The sequence below is a fragment of the Citrobacter tructae genome, from assembly GCF_004684345.1.
In the GTDB taxonomy this organism is placed as follows: domain Bacteria; phylum Pseudomonadota; class Gammaproteobacteria; order Enterobacterales; family Enterobacteriaceae; genus Citrobacter; species Citrobacter tructae.
On record NZ_CP038469.1, the window covers coordinates 3,012,283 to 3,030,842 of the forward strand.

The window sequence follows — 18,560 nt, forward strand, 5'->3', positions numbered from 1 at the left end:
ATGATTCGCGTAGAAAACGTCAGTAAAACCTTTGTGCTGCATCAGCAAAACGGCGTGCGTCTGCCGGTGCTCCACAACGCCACCCTGGAAGTGAAGAACGGGGAATGCGTGGTGCTGCACGGCCACTCCGGTAGCGGAAAATCAACGCTGCTGCGTTCGCTGTACGCCAACTATCTGCCGGATGAAGGGCACATCCACATTCGCCACAGCGATGAATGGGTGGACCTGGTGCAAGCCCCGGCACGCAAAGTGCTGGAAGTGCGCCGCTCGACCATTGGCTGGGTCAGCCAGTTTCTGCGCGTGATCCCCAGGGTCTCGGCGCTGGACGTGGTGATGCAGCCGCTGCTGGACCTGGGCGTTTCCCGCGAAGCGTGCGCGACCAAAGCAGCCCGCCTGTTGGAACGCCTGAACGTACCAGAACAGCTGTGGCATCTCGCGCCTTCGACCTTTTCCGGCGGTGAGCAGCAGCGCGTCAACATTGCCCGTGGCTTTATTGTCGATTATCCGATTTTACTGCTCGATGAACCCACCGCGTCGCTGGACAGCAAAAATAGCGATGCCGTGGTGGCGCTGATTGAAGAAGCGAAAGCACGCGGCGCGGCGATTGTCGGTATTTTTCACGATGAGACCGTGCGCGAGCGCGTGGCGGACCGTTTGCATCTGATGGGAGCAACAGCATGATTATCAACAATGTAAAGCTGGTGCTGGAAGACGATGTGGTGCAGGGATCGCTAGAAATACAGGACGGGATAATCCGCGCCTTTGCAGAAAGTCAGAGCCGTCTGCCAGAAGCGCTGGACGGCGAAGGCGGCTGGCTGCTGCCGGGGCTTATCGAACTGCATACTGATAATCTCGACAAATTCTTCACCCCGCGCCCGAAGGTCGACTGGCCTGCCCACTCAGCGATGAGCAGCCATGACGCGCTTATGGTCGCCAGCGGCATTACCACCGTGCTGGATGCGGTAGCGATTGGCGATGTGCGTGACGGCGGCGACCGCCTGGAAAATCTGGAAAAGATGATCAACGCCGTGGAAGAAACTCAGAAGCGTGGGGTCAACCGCGCCGAGCACCGCCTGCATCTGCGCTGTGAGTTGCCGCATCACACCACCCTGCCGCTGTTTGAAAAGCTGGTTGGTCGTGAGCCAGTGACACTGGTTTCACTGATGGACCACTCACCGGGCCAGCGCCAGTTCGCTAACCGCGAAAAATACCGTGAGTATTATCAGGGCAAGTATTCGCTCACCGATGAACAAATGGCCCGTTACGAAGAGGAACAGTTAGCCTTGGCGGCACGCTGGTCACAGCCTAACCGCACGGCGATTGCACAGATGTGCCGCGAACGCCGAATTGCACTGGCAAGCCACGACGACGCCACCCATGACCATGTGCTCGAATCACATCAACTTGGCAGCGTGATCGCCGAATTTCCCACCACTTTCGAAGCTGCAGAAGCCTCACGCCAACACGGGATGAACGTGCTGATGGGCGCACCAAACATCGTGCGCGGCGGCTCCCACTCCGGCAATGTGGCGGCGCATAAGCTGGCGGAACTGGGGCTGCTGGATATCCTCTCTTCCGATTACTACCCGGCCAGCCTGCTCGACGCGGCGTTTCGCGTAGCGGACGACAGCGCCAACCGCTTCACGCTGCCACAGGCAATTCGCCTGGTCACCGGCAACCCGGCACGGGCGCTGAATCTCGACGATCGTGGCGTCATCGCCGAAGGGAAACGCGCGGATCTGGTGCTGGCGCACCGCAAAGGCGATCACATTCATATCGATCACGTCTGGCGTCAGGGAAAAAGGGTGTTCTGACTATGGGAAAACTGATCTGGCTGATGGGGCCATCCGGCTCCGGTAAGGACAGCCTGCTGGCAGAGCTTCGCCAACAGGAACAGGCGCAACTACTGGTGGCACATCGCTACATCACCCGAGCGGCCAACGCCGGGAATGAAAACCACATCGCCCTCAGTGAACAGGAATTTTTTACCCGTGCCGGGCAAAACCTGCTGGCACTGAGCTGGCATGCCAATGGCTTGTACTACGGCGTCGGCGTAGAGATTGACCTCTGGCTGCACGCCGGGTTTGACGTGGTGGTGAACGGCTCCCGCGCCCATCTGCCTCAGGCGCAATCACGCTATGGCGCCTCCCTGCTCCCCATCTGCCTCCAGGTGTCTCCAGACATTTTACGCCAGCGCCTGCAGGTGCGCGGACGCGAGAGCGAAACGGAAATCGCCGCCCGCCTCGAACGCGCCGCCCGCTACGCGCCGTTTGACTGTCACACGCTTAATAATGATGGAAGTTTGCTACAGTCAGTCGATACATTACTCACACTGATGGGACGCAAGGAGAAGAAACATGTCTGTCTGTGAATTACGCCGCGCAACGCTTTACGATGTCGATGCGGTTTACGCGCTGGTCTGTGAACTGAAGCAGGGAAAATTTGACCTCCAGGCCTTTAGCGCTGGGTATGCGGCCAATCTGCAGGATCACAACATGAGCTACCAGCTGGCGCTGCTCGACGGGCTGGTCGTCGGAATGATTGGACTGCATCTGCAGTTTCACCTGCACCACGCTAACTGGATCGGCGAGATCCAGGAACTGGTGGTGATGCCACAGGCACGCGGGCTAAAAGTGGGCAGCCAGTTACTGACCTGGGCCGAAGAGACGGCACGTGAAGCGGGCGCAGAAATGACCGAGCTTTCCACCAGTATTCAACGCCACGACGCGCACCGTTTTTATCTGCGCGAAGGCTATTCACAGAGCCATTTTCGCTTCACCAAGCTGTTGTAAGGGGATGTTATGAGTCTGACCATCACGCTGACGGGCACCGGCGGTGCGCAACTGGTGCCGGTTTTTGGCTGTGACTGCCCCGCCTGCCAACGGGCGCGTTTACAGCCGCAATACCGTCGCCGCCCCTGTAGCGGTGTGGTCAAATTCAACAATACGGTGACGCTGCTCGACGCGGGGATCCCGCATCTGATGGACGACTGGCCCGCTGGCAGCTTCCGTCAGTTTCTGCTCACCCATTACCATATGGATCATGTGCAAGGACTGTTTCCTCTACGCTGGGGCGTGGGGAAAACCATCCCGGTATACGGGCCGCCGGATGCACAAGGCTGTGACGATCTGTTTAAGCATCCCGGCATTCTCGATTTTAGTCATACCGTCGAACCGTTTGTGGTCTTTGATCTCCAGGGCTTACAGGTTACTCCATTGCCGCTCAACCACTCAAAGCTGACATTTGGTTATCTGCTGGAGACCGCACACAGCCGCGTAGCGTGGTTGTCGGATACCGCCGGGCTGCCCGATAAGACGCTGAAATTTCTCCACAATAATCAGCCACAGGTAATTATTATCGACTGCAGCCATGCTCCACGCGCACAACCGCCACGCAATCACTGCGATTTAAATACCGTCATCGCGTTGAACGAGGTGATCCGCTGTCCACGGGTGATCCTGACGCACATCAGCCATCAGTTCGACGCGTGGATGATGGACAATCCTCTACCAGCAGGCATTGAAGCCGGATATGACGGGATGGAGATTGTGCTGGATTAGCCCACTTCACGCGCGCTTCACACTCCAGGCCTATGCTCCCTGCACATTGTTCAATTTGAAGGGAATCGCATGACCCGAACACGACGTATCATCCACCACGCCAGTTGGTTCACGCTGCTGGGGCCGTTTATCGGCATGCTGTTAACCATTATCGGTCTGATGTGCATAACGTCTGATTCAGCCATGCGCCTGCTGGCCGACATTCTGCACATGTTTTCGCTGTTTATTACGCTGACATGGATAATCGGTGCGATTCCCGCGCTACTGACGGGCATCATCGTCGCCAATCTGCCCGTCGGGATCTACCTTTGCCGCTGGCTACGTGCTCTTGCCGGTAGCACGATTGGCGGCACTATCGCGCTACTGTATGAATTTATGCCACATGGCTTAACGGTGCGCAGTCTCTTCAACCACAATTTTATGTGGCTGGTGGTTGTCGCAGGCCTGTTTGCCGGCGGTATATTGAGCTGGCTGGCCCCTGCTCTTCCCGGAAAGGGGAAACAGAAATGATCGTCGCGAAAAAAGGTGAATAGGGCGTTAACGATCGTAATCGTATTCCATTCTGCGCTCATCATCTTCAAGCTGACGCCGTTCCTGATCGAGCTGGCGCTGGCGATCGTCTAACTGACGACGACGGTCTTCAAACTGGCGGCGGCGATCATTATATTGCCTGCGGCGATCATCACTCATCTGTCGCTGCCAGCTTTCATCACGCGAGTCATCGTAATCCCGATTATTATCAGGCTTATAGGCATCGCTGACGGCACGTTGAATATTGCCGATGGCGTCATCAATAATATCCGCATGCGCCGAAACGGTGGGCAGCATCAGCAAACTAAACAAAAAGAGCATCGGGGAGCGTTTCATCAAGCCAGCCTCAAAAAGAAACTCGCTCCACGGTAATCAAAGCGCTTGCTCGCGAGTAGCGGAGGAATCTCAATTACGCGAGTGGCGCAGCGCCTGCGCCAGTTCCCCCCGGGTAAAGGGCTTACGCAATAACGCCACGTCCGGCAGCGCAGGGTTATGCGCCGGACGCAAATCCTGGCCGCTGATCAGCAAGATGGTCAGCTGCGGGTATTGCTTCAACGCATGGTTAACCACATCCACGCCGCTTAACCCGCCAGGTAGCATGAGGTCGCTGACAAGAATATCAATCTCTGAGGAAGCCGCCAGCATATGCATGGCCTGCTCGCCGTTGGCGGCCTCCAGCGTCAGATACCCCAGCAGATGCAACTGCTCACACAGCGTCTGGCGTACGTCGGCCTCATCTTCGAGCACCAACACCAGTTTTTCGCCACTGTTCGCCGCATGTTCCGCTGTCGGTTCTGCCTGAATCTGTACCGGTACAATAGCGCGGGGAAGCTGTAACCGGACCGTGGTTCCCTGCCCCGGCGCGCTCTCAATTTCCACCCGACCACCGGACTGGCGCACAAAGCCGTACACCATCGACAGCCCTAATCCGCTGCCGCTACCGGTCTGTTTGGTGGTGAAAAACGGTTCGAAGACCTGGGCTTTAATCTCCTGCGACATCCCGCAGCCCTGGTCAGCTACCTCCAACATCACCATGTCCTGCTTACGCCCGTCGCTGCGCGTGACCCGCTGATTCCAGCTACGAATTTTAATCGTGCCCGTCTGCCCGTCCATTGCATCACGGGCGTTCATCACCAGATTGATAATGGCGTTTTCCAATTGGCTTACGTCGATCCACGCGGGCCAGGCGGGCGACTGGGCTTCAATTTCCAGCGTCAGCGTGTTAGGTAGCGAATGACGCATCAGTTCGCCCAGGTTTTCCAGTAATGTTTTCAGCTCCACCGCATGCGGATGCAAAGACTGTTTGCGCGAAAAGGCCAACAGTCGCTGGGTCAGCATCGCCCCGCGCTCGGCCGCTTTTAGCGCCCGGTTGATACGCGGCGCATCGGGAGAATCCGGATTGACCAAATCCAGACTGCCGATAATCACCGCCAGCAGGTTATTGAAATCATGCGCTAATCCACCCGTCAACTGCCCCACCGCCTTCAGCTTTTGGCTGTGCAGCAGCGCTTCTTCCAGCTCCTGACGTTCGGTACGGTCGATTTCCATCTGCGTGGTTTTTTCTTTCAGCAGCCGGGTGGTGTGCTCGAGTGACGCCGTATTGCGGGCAAACACGCTAAAGGCGCGGGCCAGTTCGCCCAGTTCATCACGGCGTTGCAGGGCCGGGACGCTGACATCTGATTCCCCATGCGCCAGGCGGGTCATCGCCCGCGAGATAGCCGTCAGGTTGGAACCAAGATTGCGGTAGATATACCAGCCGGCAAAACCGGTGATCACCATCGCCAGCAGCGCAAAAGTCATGATAAACAGCGCGCCGGACTGTAACTCCTGATGACTTTGCGCCACCCGCTGTTCGGATATAATCGCCACCTGCGAGGCATACTGGTTGATGTCGCTGTTGAGGATTGCCACCAGCGCTTTGATATGAAACATATACCAACTGATCGCCAGATCGCTCTGCTCCAGCGCGGACGAAAGCGGCTCCAGCTTATGCAGTTCCTGGTTGAAATCGCTCAGAATGCGGCTCACCAGTACATTCGTGTTTTGCAGGCCAAAAGCAGGCATCACGTCGCCCAACTGTTTGATCACCGAGCGCGGCGCGGGCGTGCCAATGGCGGCGACGATCAGGCGATCCATCTGCGTAAGCAACGCGTCATCTTGCGCGCCGGTGAGTTTTTGCAGATGTCGCAAGTAACTTTGATTCTGGTACAGCGAACTGAGCAGCGCATTACGTTCCTGATGCCGCAACTGTCCGCGCTGTAGCATGCCTTCTACGCTACTTTGCAGCTCATTACTGCGTTGGATAATACGCTCGACCAGCCCCGGCTCCTGCTGCGCCAGCGGCGCGTTGGCCAGTTGTTCCAGCGAATGCTTCAGCGCGCGTTGGGTCTCCTGTAGCCGTTCCGCTTCACCTTTGTATTCCAGTGCGCCCACCACCTGCGACAGCCGCACCGCCGCCGTCGCCACGTTCGCCGTGTCGCGCGCCAGATTCATGCTGCCGGTCATGTCGTCAACCGTTTGCTGTTGCACCTGCTCCTGGATCTGACTGGCATGCTGAAAACCCAGCACCGCAACGCCGCTCACCATCAGCGTGACCGCGACCACCAGCAGGTTAAAGAACAGCAGTCGCCCGCGCGCACTGGCGAAAAAGTGACGTCCGGGTTGCGGCATATCACGCTCCATGAAGAAAAATCGCAATATGACAAATATGAACGGCTTCTGACATTTTGCATTTACATTCCTGTGATGGACTGCTGATATCGGCCACCCCGCAGGAGATCCGTTATGAGCAAGACACCGGTTCTGGAAATGCGCAATATTGCCAAAGCATTTGGCAAATTTTATGCGCTGAAAGGGGTCGATTTGACGGTCTGGCCCGGTGAGATCCACGCGCTGATGGGCGAAAACGGTGCGGGAAAAAGCACCCTGATGAAGATCCTTGCTGGCGCCTATACCGCCACCAGTGGTGAGATCCTGATTGACGGCCAGCCTTTTCATATTCGTGGGCCAAAGGATGCGCTTAGTGCAGGCATTACGCTGATTTATCAGGAGATGCAGCTCGCACCAAATCTTACAGTAGCGGAAAATATCTTCCTCGGCAGCGAACTGTCGCGTGGTGGCCTGGTCCAGCGTAAAGAGATGGTGATGCAGGCGCAAAAGGTCATCGACCGGCTTGGCGCGCAGTTTAAGGCCAGCGATCGCGTGATGACGTTGACCATCGCCGAACAGCAGCAGGTGGAAATCGCCCGCGCCCTGCACCGTAACAGCCGCATCCTGGTAATGGATGAACCCACCGCCGCCCTCTCCTCACGTGAAACTCACCGCCTGTTTGAGCTAATCATGCGCCTGCGCGATGAAGGGATGGCGATTATCTACATCAGCCACCGCATGGCAGAAGTATATGAACTCTCGGATCGTGTCAGCGTATTACGCGATGGGCAGTACGTCGGCAGCTTAACCCGTGACAAGCTTAACGCCTCTGAACTGGTGCGCATGATGGTCGGTCGCCCGTTAAGCGATCTGTTCAACAAAGAGCGCGATATCCCCTTAGGCAAAGCGCGCCTGAACGTGCATCACCTGACCGACGGCAACAAAGTTCAGCCGTGCAGTTTACTGGTGCGTTCCGGGGAAATTGTCGGTCTGGCCGGGCTGGTCGGCGCCGGGCGCTCCGAACTGGCGCAGCTGATTTTTGGTGTGCGCAAAGCTATCGGCGGCATGATTGAAGTCGACGGCGAGCCGGTGGTTGTCCACTCCCCGCGTGAAGCAATCGACCACGGCATTGGCTTTCTGACCGAGAACCGCAAAGAACAGGGGCTGTTTTTGGAACTGGCGGCAGCAGAGAACATCACCATGGCGACGCTGGAGCGTGACGCCAACTGGGGCATGCTCGATCGCAAAAAAGCGCAGGCCATTTCCGATGACGCCATCCAGTTGCTCAATATTCGCGTGCCGCATGCGCAGGTCCGCGCGGGCGGCTTGTCCGGCGGCAACCAGCAAAAATTACTGATCTCGCGCTGGGTGGCAATTGGCCCACGGATTTTGATCCTTGATGAACCCACGCGCGGCGTGGACGTCGGTGCCAAAAGCGAGATCTACCGGATCATGAACGATATGGCGCGCAAAGGCGTAGCGATCCTGATGATCTCCAGTGAGTTGCCGGAAGTCGTCGGCATGAGCGATCGGGTGTATGTGATGCGCGAAGGCAGCATTGCCGGAGAACTGAACGGACAGAGCATTACCCAGGAAAACATTATGACGCTGGCAACCGGCGTGAACGACTCCCACCATCAGGCGGTACCCCATGAATAATTCAACCACTCCCCGGCAGGTGGCGAAATCCGCCTCCGCAAAAAAAATGCTGATGGGCGATTTGATGCAAACAGTCGGTATCTTGCCCATTTTGATCCTGATTGTGGCGGTATTTGGTTTTATCGCACCAAACTTTTTTACCGAAAGTAACTTGCTGAACATCACGCGTCAGGCGTCGATCAACATCGTGCTGGCGGCGGGCATGACTTTCATCATTCTCACCGGCGGGATCGATCTTTCCGTGGGCTCGATTCTCGGCACCACCGCAGTGGCGGCGATGGTCGTTTCTCTTATTCCGGAGCTGGCGATGCTGTCGATTCCGGCGGCGCTGATGCTCGGCCTGGTGCTGGGGCTGTTTAATGGCGCGCTGGTCGCCTTTGCCGGACTGCCGCCGTTTATTGTCACGCTCGGGACGTATACGGCGCTGCGTGGCGCGGCCTATCTGTTGGCGGACGGCACCACGGTGATTAACTCCAATATCAGTTTCGAGTGGATTGGTAACAACTATTTGGGGCCAATCCCATGGCTGGTGGTGATTGCGCTGGCGGTCATTGCGGTGTGCTGGTTCATTCTGCGCCGCACGACGCTCGGCGTTCATATCTACGCAGTAGGCGGCAATATGCAGGCCGCACGCTTAACCGGCATCAAAGTGTGGTTGGTGCTGTTATTCGTCTACGGCATGAGTGGACTGCTTTCCGGTCTTGGCGGGGTGATGAGCGCCTCGCGGCTGTACAGCGCCAACGGCAACTTAGGCATGGGCTATGAGCTGGACGCCATCGCGGCGGTGATCCTCGGCGGCACCAGTTTTGTCGGCGGGATTGGCACCATCACCGGCACGCTGGTGGGGGCACTGATTATCGCCACGCTCAATAACGGCATGACGCTGATGGGCGTGTCTTATTTCTGGCAACTGGTGATCAAAGGGGCGGTGATCATCATAGCGGTGCTGATCGACAAATACCGTACCCGACACCATCAAAGTGCATAACAACAACATCTTACCCTGAGGAATTCCCTATGCGTTTGAAGCCATTAGTGACTGCGATCTGTGCTGGCGCACTGCTTGCCGCTACGCCTTATGTGCAGGCAAAAGAACTGAAATCAATCGGCGTAACGGTGGGCGATCTTGCCAACCCGTTCTTCGTGCAGATAACCAAAGGCGCGGAGCTGGAAGCGCGCAAACTGGCGGGGGATAACGTCAAAGTGACGCTGGTTTCCAGCGGCTACGATCTGGGGCAGCAGGTGTCGCAAATCGACAACTTTATTGCCGCCAAAGTCGACATGATCATCCTTAACGCCGCCGACTCTAAAGGCATCGGCCCGGCGGTAAAACGCGCGAAAGACGCAGGGATTGTGGTGGTCGCCGTTGACGTGGCGGCGGAAGGCGCAGACGCCACCATCACCTCCGATAACACCCAGGCGGGTGAAATGGCCTGTAAATACATTACCGACCGCCTAAAAGGCAAAGGCAACGTGGTCATCATCAACGGGCCTCCGGTTTCCGCCGTGCAGAACCGCGTGGAAGGCTGCCAGACCGAGTTCAAACGCCACCCGGACATCAAGGTGCTGTCGCATAATCAGAACGCCAAGGGCAGTCGTGAAGGCGGTCTGGAGATCATGACCGCCCTGCTGGCGGCCAATCCGAAGATCGACGGCGTGTTTGCGATTAACGATCCCACCGCGATCGGTGCCGATCTGGCGGCAAAACAGGCACAACGTAGCGAGTTCTTTATCGTCGGCGTTGACGGATCGCCAGACGGTGAAGAAGCGCTGAAGCGCGAAAATTCATTATTTGTGGCGACTCCGGCACAAGATCCACAGGTGATGGCTGCCAAAGCGGTCGAAATCGGCTATGACATATTGCAGGGGAAACCCGCACCGAAAGAGCCCGTGCTGATCCCGGTGACGATGATCGATAAAAACAATGTCGGCAGCTATAAGGGTTGGACGGTGAAATAATCCGCCAATGCAACGCCGGATGGCGGCATCAATGCCCTGTCCGGCATGATATAAGGAGAATTCTGCCCATGAAACGCTCCGCAATAAACGAAATCCTTGGCCACACGCGCCAGTTTTTTTCTCTGCACGATGTGCACCTGCCACCTTTCGCCAGTTTCCCGCCAACCCAATGGCGCAAGCTCGACGCCAGTGCCTGGAGCGAAGTTTTCGACCTCAAGCTCGGTTGGGATGTCACCGCGTTCGGCGGCAACAATTTCGCCGCACAAGGGTTAACGCTGTTCACCCTGCGCAATGGTTCGCCGAAAGGCATGCCTTTTGAGAAATGCTACGCCGAGAAAATCATGCATGTTCGCGATGCACAGGTGACACCGATGCATTTTCACTGGCGCAAACGCGAAGACATTATCAATCGCGGCGGCGGTAATTTAATTGTGGAACTGTGGAATGCGGGGATCCGGGAGCAAAAGGAGGACAGCGACGTTAGCGTGGTGATTGACGGCTGTCGACAAACCCATGCGGCGGGCAGCCAGTTGCGCCTGACGCCCGGTGAAAGTATCTGCCTGCCGCCGGGACTGTATCACAGCTTCTGGGCGGAAGAAGGGTTTGGCGATGTGCTGGTTGGCGAAGTTTCCTCGGTCAATGATGACGACCACGATAACCATTTCCTGCAACCTATCGCCCGCTACAACGACATTGAAGAAGATGAACCGGCGCTGCTGGTGCTGTGTAACGAGTATCGCCTGTTCCGCTAACCAAGGAGCGCATTATGCCGTTGATATCTCTCGCTGATGGCCTTGCCCATGCCCGCGAGCACCGCTATGCCTTAGGGGCGTTTAACGTTCTGGATTCACATTTCCTGCGCGCGCTGTTTGCCGCTGCAAAGCAGGAACGTTCACCGTTTATCATCAACATCGCCGAAGTACATTTTAAATATATCTCGCTGGATTCCCTTGTCGAAGCGGTCAAGTTCGAAGCCGCCAGGCATGACATTCCGGTGGTGCTGAATCTTGATCACGGTCTGCACTTTGAGTCAGTGGTGCGAGCGCTACGCTTAGGATTCAGTTCAGTGATGTTCGATGGCTCCACGCTGGAGTACGAAGAAAATATCCGTCAGACCCGCGAAGTGGTGAAGATGTGCCACGCCGTCGGCGTGTCGGTGGAAGCTGAGTTGGGCGCAGTAGGTGGCGATGAAGGTGGCGCGCTGTACGGTCATGCCGACGAATCACTGTTTACCGACCCGATGCTGGCGCGGGATTTCGTCGACAGAACCGGAATTGACGCGCTGGCAGTCGCCATTGGTAATGCGCACGGCAAATACAAAGGCGAACCCAAACTCGACTTCCCGCGTCTGGACGCCATTCGCCAGCAGGCAGCAATCCCGCTGGTGCTACACGGCGGTTCCGGCATCAGCAACGACGATTTTCGTCGTGCTATTGAGCTCGGCATTCACAAAATTAACTTCTACACCGGCATGTCGCAGGCGGCGTTGTCAGCAGTCGAATCACGGATGAGCAACCGCCAGCCGCTGTACGACGAATTTGCCGAACTGCTGCTAAGTATTGAAGAAGCCATTACTGATACCGTTTCAGAACAGATGCGCATTTTTGGCAGCGCGGAGCAGATCTGATGGAACGTAAAGGCATAATTGCCGCAGGTAATATGCTGGTCGATCATGTACATCAGATTGTGCAGTGGCCGGAACGCGGCTGGCTGGCGGAGATCACCCGCAGCGAACGTGCCACGGGCGGTGCGCCGCTGAACGTGCTGCTGACGCTGGCGAAAATGCACACCGGTTTGCCGCTGCAGGCGGTGGGGTTAATCGGCCAGGACAGCGACGGCGATTACATCATGGCAATGCTGGAGCAGTATCACGTTAATCGTCAGCACGTGCAGCGCACCACTTTCGCGCCCACCTCGATGTCGCAGGTAATGACCGACCCGAGCGGTCAGCGCACCTTTTTCCACTCACCCGGCGCCAACCGGCTGCTGGATCTTCCCGCCTTTGAGCAACTGGATACTTCGATGAAAATCTTCCATCTCGGTTATCTGCTGCTGCTCGACAGTCTGGATATGCCAGATGTGGAATTTGGCACTCGTAGCGCACGGCTACTGGCGCAAATGCGCGACAACGGCTTTGAAACATCGCTGGATCTGGTCTCACGCAAGGGCGACCCGCGCTACCAGCCGCTGGTGATGCCTGCGCTGCGCCATCTCGACTATCTGGTGATTAACGAGTTGGAGGCCGGGGAGTTTAGCGGGCTGGAAATTCGTCAGCCCAACGGCGAGCTGCATATCCCGCACATCGCCACTGCCGCGCGCGAACTGCTGGATGCAGGCGTGCGCCAACGGGTGGTGATCCACTGCCCGGAAGGTGCCTGGGGTGAAGCGCCGGATCGGGAGGGCGTCTGGATCCCATCACAATACCTGGCGCAGGAGGAGATCGTTGGCAGCGTCGGGGCGGGAGATGCGTTTTGCGCCGGTTTCCTGTATGGCTGTCATGAGCGCTGCTCACTGGAAGAGAGCATCCGGCTAGCACACGCCTGCGCGCGGGCCAGTTTGCTGTGCGCCAACGCGATAGACGGCGCGAAAACGCTGGCAGAGTTAAAAACTGCAATGACTGATGCCTGATTACGCCGCCTTGTCGTGATGCTGCACATCGGCGGCGAATACATAGCCCAGCCCGCGCAGGGTTTTGATCAGCATTGGCTGATGCGGGTTGTTCTCTATTTTTCGCCGCAGCCGCATGATTAACACATCGATGGTGCGATCAAACACTTCGACGCTGTCACTGCGTGTGAGTTCTAAAAGTTGCTCGCGACTCAGCACCCGACGGGCGTTTTGGGCCAGCGCCAGCAGCAGGCTGTATTCGCCCTGCGTAAGGTCAACATTCAGTTGCTGAGGATTACGCAACTGGCAGCCCGCTGTATCCAGATGCCAGCCATTAAACGAAAGCCCGGTGGTTTGCACACCTGCACTTTCAGGTGTGAGCACGCCTACACGTCTGAGCACCGCCTTCACCCGTGCCACCAACACGCGCGCGTTGAACGGTTTACCGATGTAGTCGTCAGCACCCATTTCCAGCCCGACGACCACATCCGATTCGCTACCCATACCGGTCAGCATCACCACTGGCAGGCCGGGTCTCATCTTTTGTACCTGCTGCAACACCATCAAACCGTTGATATCAGGCAACATCATGTCCAGCAGTACCAGGGCGATATCTGGCTGCGTCTCAATGCTGCGCAACGCCTCCTGGCCGCTATGACAGGCGGTCACTGCAAAGACATGCTCGCTCAGCACGTCCTGTAAAAGCGTGCAGATCGCCACGTCATCATCCACAACCAGTATCGCCGGCTTCATTGTTTTTCCCCATCTCGCGCCAACTCAAATGAGTGTGAATGATTCTGCGCAGAGTGACAGCGATAAGGCGCAAGCACATGCGGGAAACATAACCTCGGTCACACTGCCAGACCGTCACACCCTGGGGATTCGTCACGTCAAATATGACGACAGCCTGTTTTTCGTCAGGGTTTTGCGCAAATTATGCCCGTATTATCGGCTGATGCCCCTGATAAAAACATGGCATAAAAGATGCATAACAAAAACGACAAGCGCGTATGCGCGATTTGATTAACTGGAGCGAGACCGATGAAAAAAGTCGTCACGGTTTGCCCATATTGCGCATCAGGTTGCAAAATCAACCTGGTGGTCGATAACGGCAAAATCGTCCGGGCTGAGGCGGCGCAGGGGAAAACCAACCAGGGTACCTTGTGTCTGAAAGGCTACTATGGCTGGGATTTTATCAACGATACCCAGATCCTAACCCCTCGCCTGAAAACCCCAATGATCCGTCGCCAACGTGGCGGCAAACTGGAATCTGTTTCCTGGGATGAAGCGCTGGATTACGTGGCTAACCGCCTGAGCGCTATCAAAGCGAAGTATGGCCCGGACGCCATTCAGACGACCGGTTCATCTCGCGGAACGGGTAATGAAACCAACTATGTAATGCAAAAATTCGCACGCGCCGTTATTGGTACCAATAACGTTGACTGCTGCGCTCGCGTCTGACACGGCCCTTCGGTTGCAGGTCTGCACCAATCGGTCGGTAACGGCGCAATGAGTAATGCGATTAACGAAATTGATAACACCGATTTAGTGTTTATTTTCGGGTACAACCCGGCGGATTCCCACCCTATCGTGGCGAATCACGTGATTAACGCTAAACGCAACGGGGCGAAAATTATCGTCTGCGATCCGCGCAAAATTGAAACCGCGCGCATTGCCGACATGCACATCGCGTTAAGAAACGGCTCGAACATCGCGCTGCTCAACGCTATGGGTCATGTCATCATCGAAGAAAAACTGTACGACCAGGCGTTCGTGGCCTCGCGTACGGAAGGCTTTGAAGAGTACAGCAAGATTGTCGAAGGCTATACGCCGGAGTCCGTTGAAGACATTACTGGCGTAAGCGCTCAGGAAATTCGTCAGGCTGCGCGTATGTACGCATCGGCAAAAAGCGCGGCTATCCTGTGGGGCATGGGTGTAACCCAGTTCTATCAGGGTGTGGAAACCGTGCGTTCACTGACCAGCCTCGCCATGCTGACCGGCAACCTCGGTAAGCCAAGCGTGGGCGTTAACCCGGTTCGTGGCCAGAACAACGTTCAGGGCGCGTGCGACATGGGTGCGCTGCCGGATACCTATCCGGGCTATCAGTACGTTAAGTTCCCGGAAAACCGCGAGAAATTCGCTAAAGCCTGGGGCGTGGAAAGCTTACCTGCACATACCGGCTATCGCATCAGCGAGCTGCCGCACCGTGCGGCACATGGCGAAGTACGCGCGGCGTACATTATGGGTGAAGATCCGTTACAGACCGATGCTGAACTCTCCGCAGTGCGCAAAGGCTTTGAGGATCTGGAACTGGTCATCGTGCAGGATATCTTCATGACCAAAACCGCCGCTGCCGCAGACGTTATTTTACCGTCTACGTCATGGGGTGAGCATGAAGGTGTCTACTCTGCCGCAGACCGTGGCTTCCAGCGCTTCTTTAAAGCGGTTGAGCCGAAGTGGGATCTGAAAACGGACTGGCAGATTATCAGTGAAATCGCCACCCGTATGGGCTACCCGATGCACTACAACAACACCCAAGAAATCTGGGATGAGTTGCGTCATCTGTGCCCGGATTTCTACGGCGCTACCTACGAGAAGATGGGTGAACTGGGCTATATCCAGTGGCCTTGCCGCGATACGTCGGATGCCGACCAGGGGACCTCTTACCTCTTCAAAGAAAAGTTCGACACCCCGAACGGTCTGGCGCAGTTCTTCACCTGTGACTGGGTCGCGCCAATCGACAAGCTCACTGAAGAGTACCCAATGGTACTGTCGACGGTGCGTGAAGTCGGCCACTACTCTTGCCGTTCCATGACCGGCAACTGTGCGGCTCTGGCGGCGTTAGCGGATGAACCGGGCTACGCCCAGATCAACACCGCCGACGCAGAACGTCTGGGTATTCAGGATGAAGATCTGGTATGGGTTAACTCGCGCAAAGGTCGCGTTATCACCCGTGCGGCAGTCAGCGATCGTCCGAACAAAGGCGCGATTTACATGACCTACCAGTGGTGGATTGGGGCATGTAATGAACTGGTAACCGAGAACTTAAGCCCGATTACCAAAACGCCGGAGTACAAGTACTGTGCCGTCAACGTTGAGCGCATTGCCGACCAGCGTACTGCTGAGCAGTATGTGATTGATGAGTACACCAAGCTGAAAGCCAGCCTGCGCGAAAGCGCGATGGGTTAATCCGTTTTCGTACCTGTTCTGCAACAGCCTCCGCCCGGAGGCTGTTTTTTTATCCATACGATCTCTTTATACTGTTCATTCCGTACCCTAAATAAAACTCAAAATGAAACAACTCATTGCATTGATGTTCTTTATGACATTCTTTGCCCATGCCAGTGATACTGAGCCCGGAAGTCAGTATCTACAGGCAGCAGAGGCAGGTGACCGACGCGCACAGTACTTTCTCGCCGATACCTGGTTTAGCTCAGGTGATTTGAGTAAAGCCGAATACTGGGCGCAAAAAGCCGCCGACAACGGCGATCCGGACGCCTGGGCCCTGCTGGCACAAATTAAGATAACCAATCCGGTTAGTCTGGATTTTCCGCAGGCCAAAACGCTGGCTGAAAAGGCAGCCCAGGCGGGCAGTACGAGCGGCGAAATTACCCTGGCACGTATCCTGGTTAACACCCAGGCGGGTCGCCCCAATTATCCCAAAGCTATTACGCTGTTACAAAACGCCTCTGAGAATCTGGAAAGCGACTCTGCCGTCGATGCACAGATGCTGCTCGGGCTGATTTACGCCAACGGCGTAGGCATTCCCGCAGACGATGACAAAGCCACCTGGTATTTCAAACGCAGCTCAGCCATTTCGCGTACCGGGTATTCCGAATACTGGGCCGGGATGATGTTCCTAAACGGCGAGCAGGGTTTTATTGAGAAGAATAAACAGAAGGCGCTGCACTGGCTGAATCTGAGCTGTACGGAAGGGTTTGATACCGGCTGCGAGGAGTTTGAAAAGTTAACCAACGGTTGATGTTTGTCACCTGATGGCGCGATGAACGGCGCCATCAGGCAACCCGCAATCAATTACTGATTGGCGGTCTTATCAAATTTGCCCAAAACCTCACGCTCATAGGCCAGCGCTTTTTTGCGGTCAAATTTGTGTTCCCACTTGGCGATAACCAGCACCGCCAGCGCGTTACCTACCACGTTCAGCGCAGTACGCGCCATATCGAGGATACGGTCAACACCGGCGATAAACGCCAGACCTTCCAGTGGAATACCCACGCTACCCAGCGTCGCCAGCAGCACCACAAATGATACGCCCGGCACGCCCGCGATCCCTTTCGAGGTCACCATCAGCGTCAGCACCAGCACAATTTCCTGCCACAGCGACAGGTCAATGCCGTACAGCTGGGCGATAAAAATCGCGGCGATACTTTGATACAGCGTCGAACCGTCGAGGTTAAACGAGTATCCGGTTGGCACCACGAAGCTGGTAATTGAGGCCGGTGCGCCATAGGCTTCCATCTTCTCAATAATACGCGGCAGCACACTCTCAGAGCTGGCGGTAGAGTAGGCCAGGATCAGCTCGTCTTTCAGGATACGAATCAGGATCCAGATGCTCAAACCGCAGATACGCGCCACGATACCCAGCACTACCAGTGCGAAGAACAGGATGGCGAAATGCACCAGCAGCACCAGCTTCGCCAGCGGCCACAGGGAGGCAAAACCAAAGTTGGCTACAGTGACGGCAATCAGCGCAAAGACACCGACCGGCGCATAACGCATCACCATGTGCGTCACTTTAAACATCGTTTCAGAGATGGAGCGGAACACAGTCACCAGCGGCTCGCGGTGAGTAGCTGGCAGTGAAGACAGACCTAATCCAAACAACACCGAGAAGAAGATAATCGGCAGCATGTCGCCTTTCGCCATCGATGCAACGATGTTGGTCGGCACCAGTGACAAAATCGTACCCATCAGGCCATGCGCGTGGCTCTGCACTTCAGCGGTTGTACTTTGATATTTCGAAATATCCACAGTCGCCAACTGCGACATATCAATCCCGGAACCCGGTTGAAACACGTTCGCCAGCGTAATGCCGAGGATAATGGCGATGGTGGTGATCACTTCGAAATAGAGAATGGTTTTGGCGCCAATACGGCCCAGCTGTTTGGCATCACCAACCCCAGCAATACCGACGACCAGCGTGGAGATGACAATCGGCACAACAATCATTTTAATCAGGTGGATAAAGATATCCCCTGCCGGAGACAGCAGGTTAACCACCAGCCATTCGCGGCTGTCACTGTGGTAATGCAGGTAACTCCCTAGCAAAATGCCCAGCACCATGGCGATAAGAATCTGCCATGCCAGGCTGACTTTCAAATTTTTCATAACAACGGACTTCCTCGATGGAGCGCTATTCCACACGCGTAATGTGGGGATAGTACATACTGAAAGGGTATGAATTGTGTTGCGTTCGTTTATGGAGTTTTTTAACGCTTATTATCATTATCATTAGCGTGGCATTCAGCGCAACCCTCTAAGAACGGGGCCTTTTGCTGAATTTATGCATAAGAATGCGATTTTGTGCTGCTGATGATGAATAACTTTTTGTTATAAAAGAATTTTGATTTGATA

The 18,560-nt window shown here is 55.9% G+C and carries 18 protein-coding genes; 14 read left to right on the top strand and 4 right to left on the bottom strand.

The window, feature by feature from the left end:
- From phnL to cbrB, 6 genes are all read left to right on the top strand, one after another.
- Positions 1-681: a phosphonate C-P lyase system protein PhnL gene (gene phnL / locus E4Z61_RS15125; protein ID WP_135323486.1), complete on the top strand. Its 681-nt coding sequence runs from the start codon at positions 1-3 to the stop codon at positions 679-681.
- Positions 678-1,814, top strand: coding sequence for an alpha-D-ribose 1-methylphosphonate 5-triphosphate diphosphatase (phnM, locus tag E4Z61_RS15130; protein WP_135323487.1), 1,137 nt, complete (start codon positions 678-680; stop codon positions 1,812-1,814). The genes phnL and phnM overlap by 4 nt, the downstream gene beginning before the upstream one ends.
- 2 nt (positions 1,815-1,816) lie before the next feature.
- Entirely contained in the window at positions 1,817-2,371 is a 555-nt protein-coding gene (gene phnN / locus E4Z61_RS15135; protein ID WP_135323488.1) for a ribose 1,5-bisphosphokinase, read from the top strand.
- A complete protein-coding gene (gene phnO / locus E4Z61_RS15140) occupies positions 2,358-2,792 on the top strand; it encodes an aminoalkylphosphonate N-acetyltransferase (RefSeq protein WP_135323489.1) in 435 nt (144 codons plus the stop codon). Before phnN ends, phnO begins: the two co-directional genes overlap by 14 nt.
- Positions 2,793-2,801: 9 nt before the next feature.
- Complete coding sequence (phnP, locus tag E4Z61_RS15145) at positions 2,802-3,560, top strand: phosphonate metabolism protein PhnP (protein WP_135323490.1); 759 nt, start codon at positions 2,802-2,804, stop codon at positions 3,558-3,560.
- A 69-nt stretch (positions 3,561-3,629) separates the two neighbouring features.
- Positions 3,630-4,070, top strand: coding sequence for an inner membrane protein CbrB (gene cbrB, locus E4Z61_RS15150; protein WP_135323491.1), 441 nt, complete (start codon positions 3,630-3,632; stop codon positions 4,068-4,070).
- 27 nt (positions 4,071-4,097) lie between these two features.
- Here cbrB and yjdP read toward each other — a convergent pair whose 3' ends face one another.
- Both yjdP and E4Z61_RS15160 read right to left on the bottom strand, forming a co-directional pair.
- Positions 4,098-4,427 (bottom strand): DDRRRQL repeat protein YjdP, encoded by a 330-nt coding sequence (yjdP, locus tag E4Z61_RS15155; protein ID WP_135323492.1) that lies wholly within the window; start codon positions 4,425-4,427, stop codon positions 4,098-4,100.
- Positions 4,428-4,496: 69 nt separating this feature from the next.
- A complete protein-coding gene (locus E4Z61_RS15160) occupies positions 4,497-6,761 on the bottom strand; it encodes a hybrid sensor histidine kinase/response regulator (protein WP_135323493.1) in 2,265 nt (754 codons plus the stop codon).
- Positions 6,762-6,875: 114 nt separating this feature from the next.
- Here E4Z61_RS15160 and E4Z61_RS15170 point away from each other — a divergent pair, with 114 nt between their 5' ends.
- The 6 genes from E4Z61_RS15170 to E4Z61_RS15195 all read left to right on the top strand — a co-directional run bounded on the left by E4Z61_RS15170 (position 6,876) and on the right by E4Z61_RS15195 (position 12,986).
- Complete coding sequence (locus E4Z61_RS15170) at positions 6,876-8,399, top strand: sugar ABC transporter ATP-binding protein (protein ID WP_135323494.1); 1,524 nt, start codon at positions 6,876-6,878, stop codon at positions 8,397-8,399.
- Positions 8,392-9,387 (top strand): ABC transporter permease subunit, encoded by a 996-nt coding sequence (locus E4Z61_RS15175; RefSeq protein ID WP_135323495.1) that lies wholly within the window; start codon positions 8,392-8,394, stop codon positions 9,385-9,387. The genes E4Z61_RS15170 and E4Z61_RS15175 overlap by 8 nt, the downstream gene beginning before the upstream one ends.
- A 29-nt stretch (positions 9,388-9,416) precedes the next feature.
- On the top strand, positions 9,417-10,358 hold the full coding sequence (locus E4Z61_RS15180) for an ABC transporter substrate-binding protein (RefSeq protein ID WP_135323496.1): 942 nt from the start codon (positions 9,417-9,419) through the stop codon (positions 10,356-10,358).
- 68 nt (positions 10,359-10,426) lie between these two features.
- Positions 10,427-11,110 (top strand): D-lyxose/D-mannose isomerase, encoded by a 684-nt coding sequence (locus E4Z61_RS15185; protein WP_135323497.1) that lies wholly within the window; start codon positions 10,427-10,429, stop codon positions 11,108-11,110.
- A 14-nt stretch (positions 11,111-11,124) separates the two neighbouring features.
- A complete protein-coding gene (locus E4Z61_RS15190) occupies positions 11,125-11,985 on the top strand; it encodes a ketose 1,6-bisphosphate aldolase (RefSeq protein ID WP_135323498.1) in 861 nt (286 codons plus the stop codon).
- The gene (locus tag E4Z61_RS15195) at positions 11,982-12,986 is read left to right on the top strand and encodes a carbohydrate kinase family protein (RefSeq protein ID WP_135323499.1); all 1,005 of its coding nucleotides are present in this window, start codon (positions 11,982-11,984) and stop codon (positions 12,984-12,986) included. Before E4Z61_RS15190 ends, E4Z61_RS15195 begins: the two co-directional genes overlap by 4 nt.
- On the opposite strand, the gene E4Z61_RS15200 is transcribed toward E4Z61_RS15195, so the two are convergent.
- Positions 12,987-13,718, bottom strand: coding sequence for a response regulator (locus E4Z61_RS15200; protein WP_135323500.1), 732 nt, complete (start codon positions 13,716-13,718; stop codon positions 12,987-12,989).
- A gap of 288 nt (positions 13,719-14,006) precedes the next feature.
- Between E4Z61_RS15200 and fdhF the strand changes: the two genes are divergently transcribed.
- Positions 14,007-16,154 (top strand): formate dehydrogenase subunit alpha, encoded by a 2,148-nt coding sequence (gene fdhF, locus E4Z61_RS15205; RefSeq protein WP_135323501.1) that lies wholly within the window; start codon positions 14,007-14,009, stop codon positions 16,152-16,154.
- A 103-nt stretch (positions 16,155-16,257) separates the two neighbouring features.
- Positions 16,258-16,947 carry a Sel1 family TPR-like repeat protein YjcO gene (gene yjcO, locus E4Z61_RS15210; RefSeq protein ID WP_135323502.1) on the top strand — a complete coding sequence of 230 codons (690 nt, stop codon included), beginning with the start codon at positions 16,258-16,260 and terminating at the stop codon, positions 16,945-16,947.
- Between the two features lie 53 nt (positions 16,948-17,000).
- On the opposite strand, the gene gltP is transcribed toward yjcO, so the two are convergent.
- A complete protein-coding gene (gltP, locus tag E4Z61_RS15215) occupies positions 17,001-18,314 on the bottom strand; it encodes a glutamate/aspartate:proton symporter GltP (protein WP_135323503.1) in 1,314 nt (437 codons plus the stop codon).
- Positions 18,315-18,560: the final 246 nt, after the last annotated feature.

Coding starts and splice junctions, on each gene's coding strand:
- phnL (WP_135323486.1), top strand. CDS start 1: ATGATTCGCGTAGAAAACGTCAGTAAAACCTTTGTGCTGCATCAGCAA.
- phnM (WP_135323487.1), top strand. CDS start 678: ATGATTATCAACAATGTAAAGCTGGTGCTGGAAGACGATGTGGTGCAG.
- phnN (WP_135323488.1), top strand. CDS start 1,817: ATGGGAAAACTGATCTGGCTGATGGGGCCATCCGGCTCCGGTAAGGAC.
- phnO (WP_135323489.1), top strand. CDS start 2,358: ATGTCTGTCTGTGAATTACGCCGCGCAACGCTTTACGATGTCGATGCG.
- phnP (WP_135323490.1), top strand. CDS start 2,802: ATGAGTCTGACCATCACGCTGACGGGCACCGGCGGTGCGCAACTGGTG.
- cbrB (WP_135323491.1), top strand. CDS start 3,630: ATGACCCGAACACGACGTATCATCCACCACGCCAGTTGGTTCACGCTG.
- yjdP (WP_135323492.1), bottom strand. CDS start 4,427: ATGAAACGCTCCCCGATGCTCTTTTTGTTTAGTTTGCTGATGCTGCCC.
- E4Z61_RS15160 (WP_135323493.1), bottom strand. CDS start 6,761: ATGCCGCAACCCGGACGTCACTTTTTCGCCAGTGCGCGCGGGCGACTG.
- E4Z61_RS15170 (WP_135323494.1), top strand. CDS start 6,876: ATGAGCAAGACACCGGTTCTGGAAATGCGCAATATTGCCAAAGCATTT.
- E4Z61_RS15175 (WP_135323495.1), top strand. CDS start 8,392: ATGAATAATTCAACCACTCCCCGGCAGGTGGCGAAATCCGCCTCCGCA.
- E4Z61_RS15180 (WP_135323496.1), top strand. CDS start 9,417: ATGCGTTTGAAGCCATTAGTGACTGCGATCTGTGCTGGCGCACTGCTT.
- E4Z61_RS15185 (WP_135323497.1), top strand. CDS start 10,427: ATGAAACGCTCCGCAATAAACGAAATCCTTGGCCACACGCGCCAGTTT.
- E4Z61_RS15190 (WP_135323498.1), top strand. CDS start 11,125: ATGCCGTTGATATCTCTCGCTGATGGCCTTGCCCATGCCCGCGAGCAC.
- E4Z61_RS15200 (WP_135323500.1), bottom strand. CDS start 13,718: ATGAAGCCGGCGATACTGGTTGTGGATGATGACGTGGCGATCTGCACG.
- yjcO (WP_135323502.1), top strand. CDS start 16,258: ATGAAACAACTCATTGCATTGATGTTCTTTATGACATTCTTTGCCCAT.
- gltP (WP_135323503.1), bottom strand. CDS start 18,314: ATGAAAAATTTGAAAGTCAGCCTGGCATGGCAGATTCTTATCGCCATG.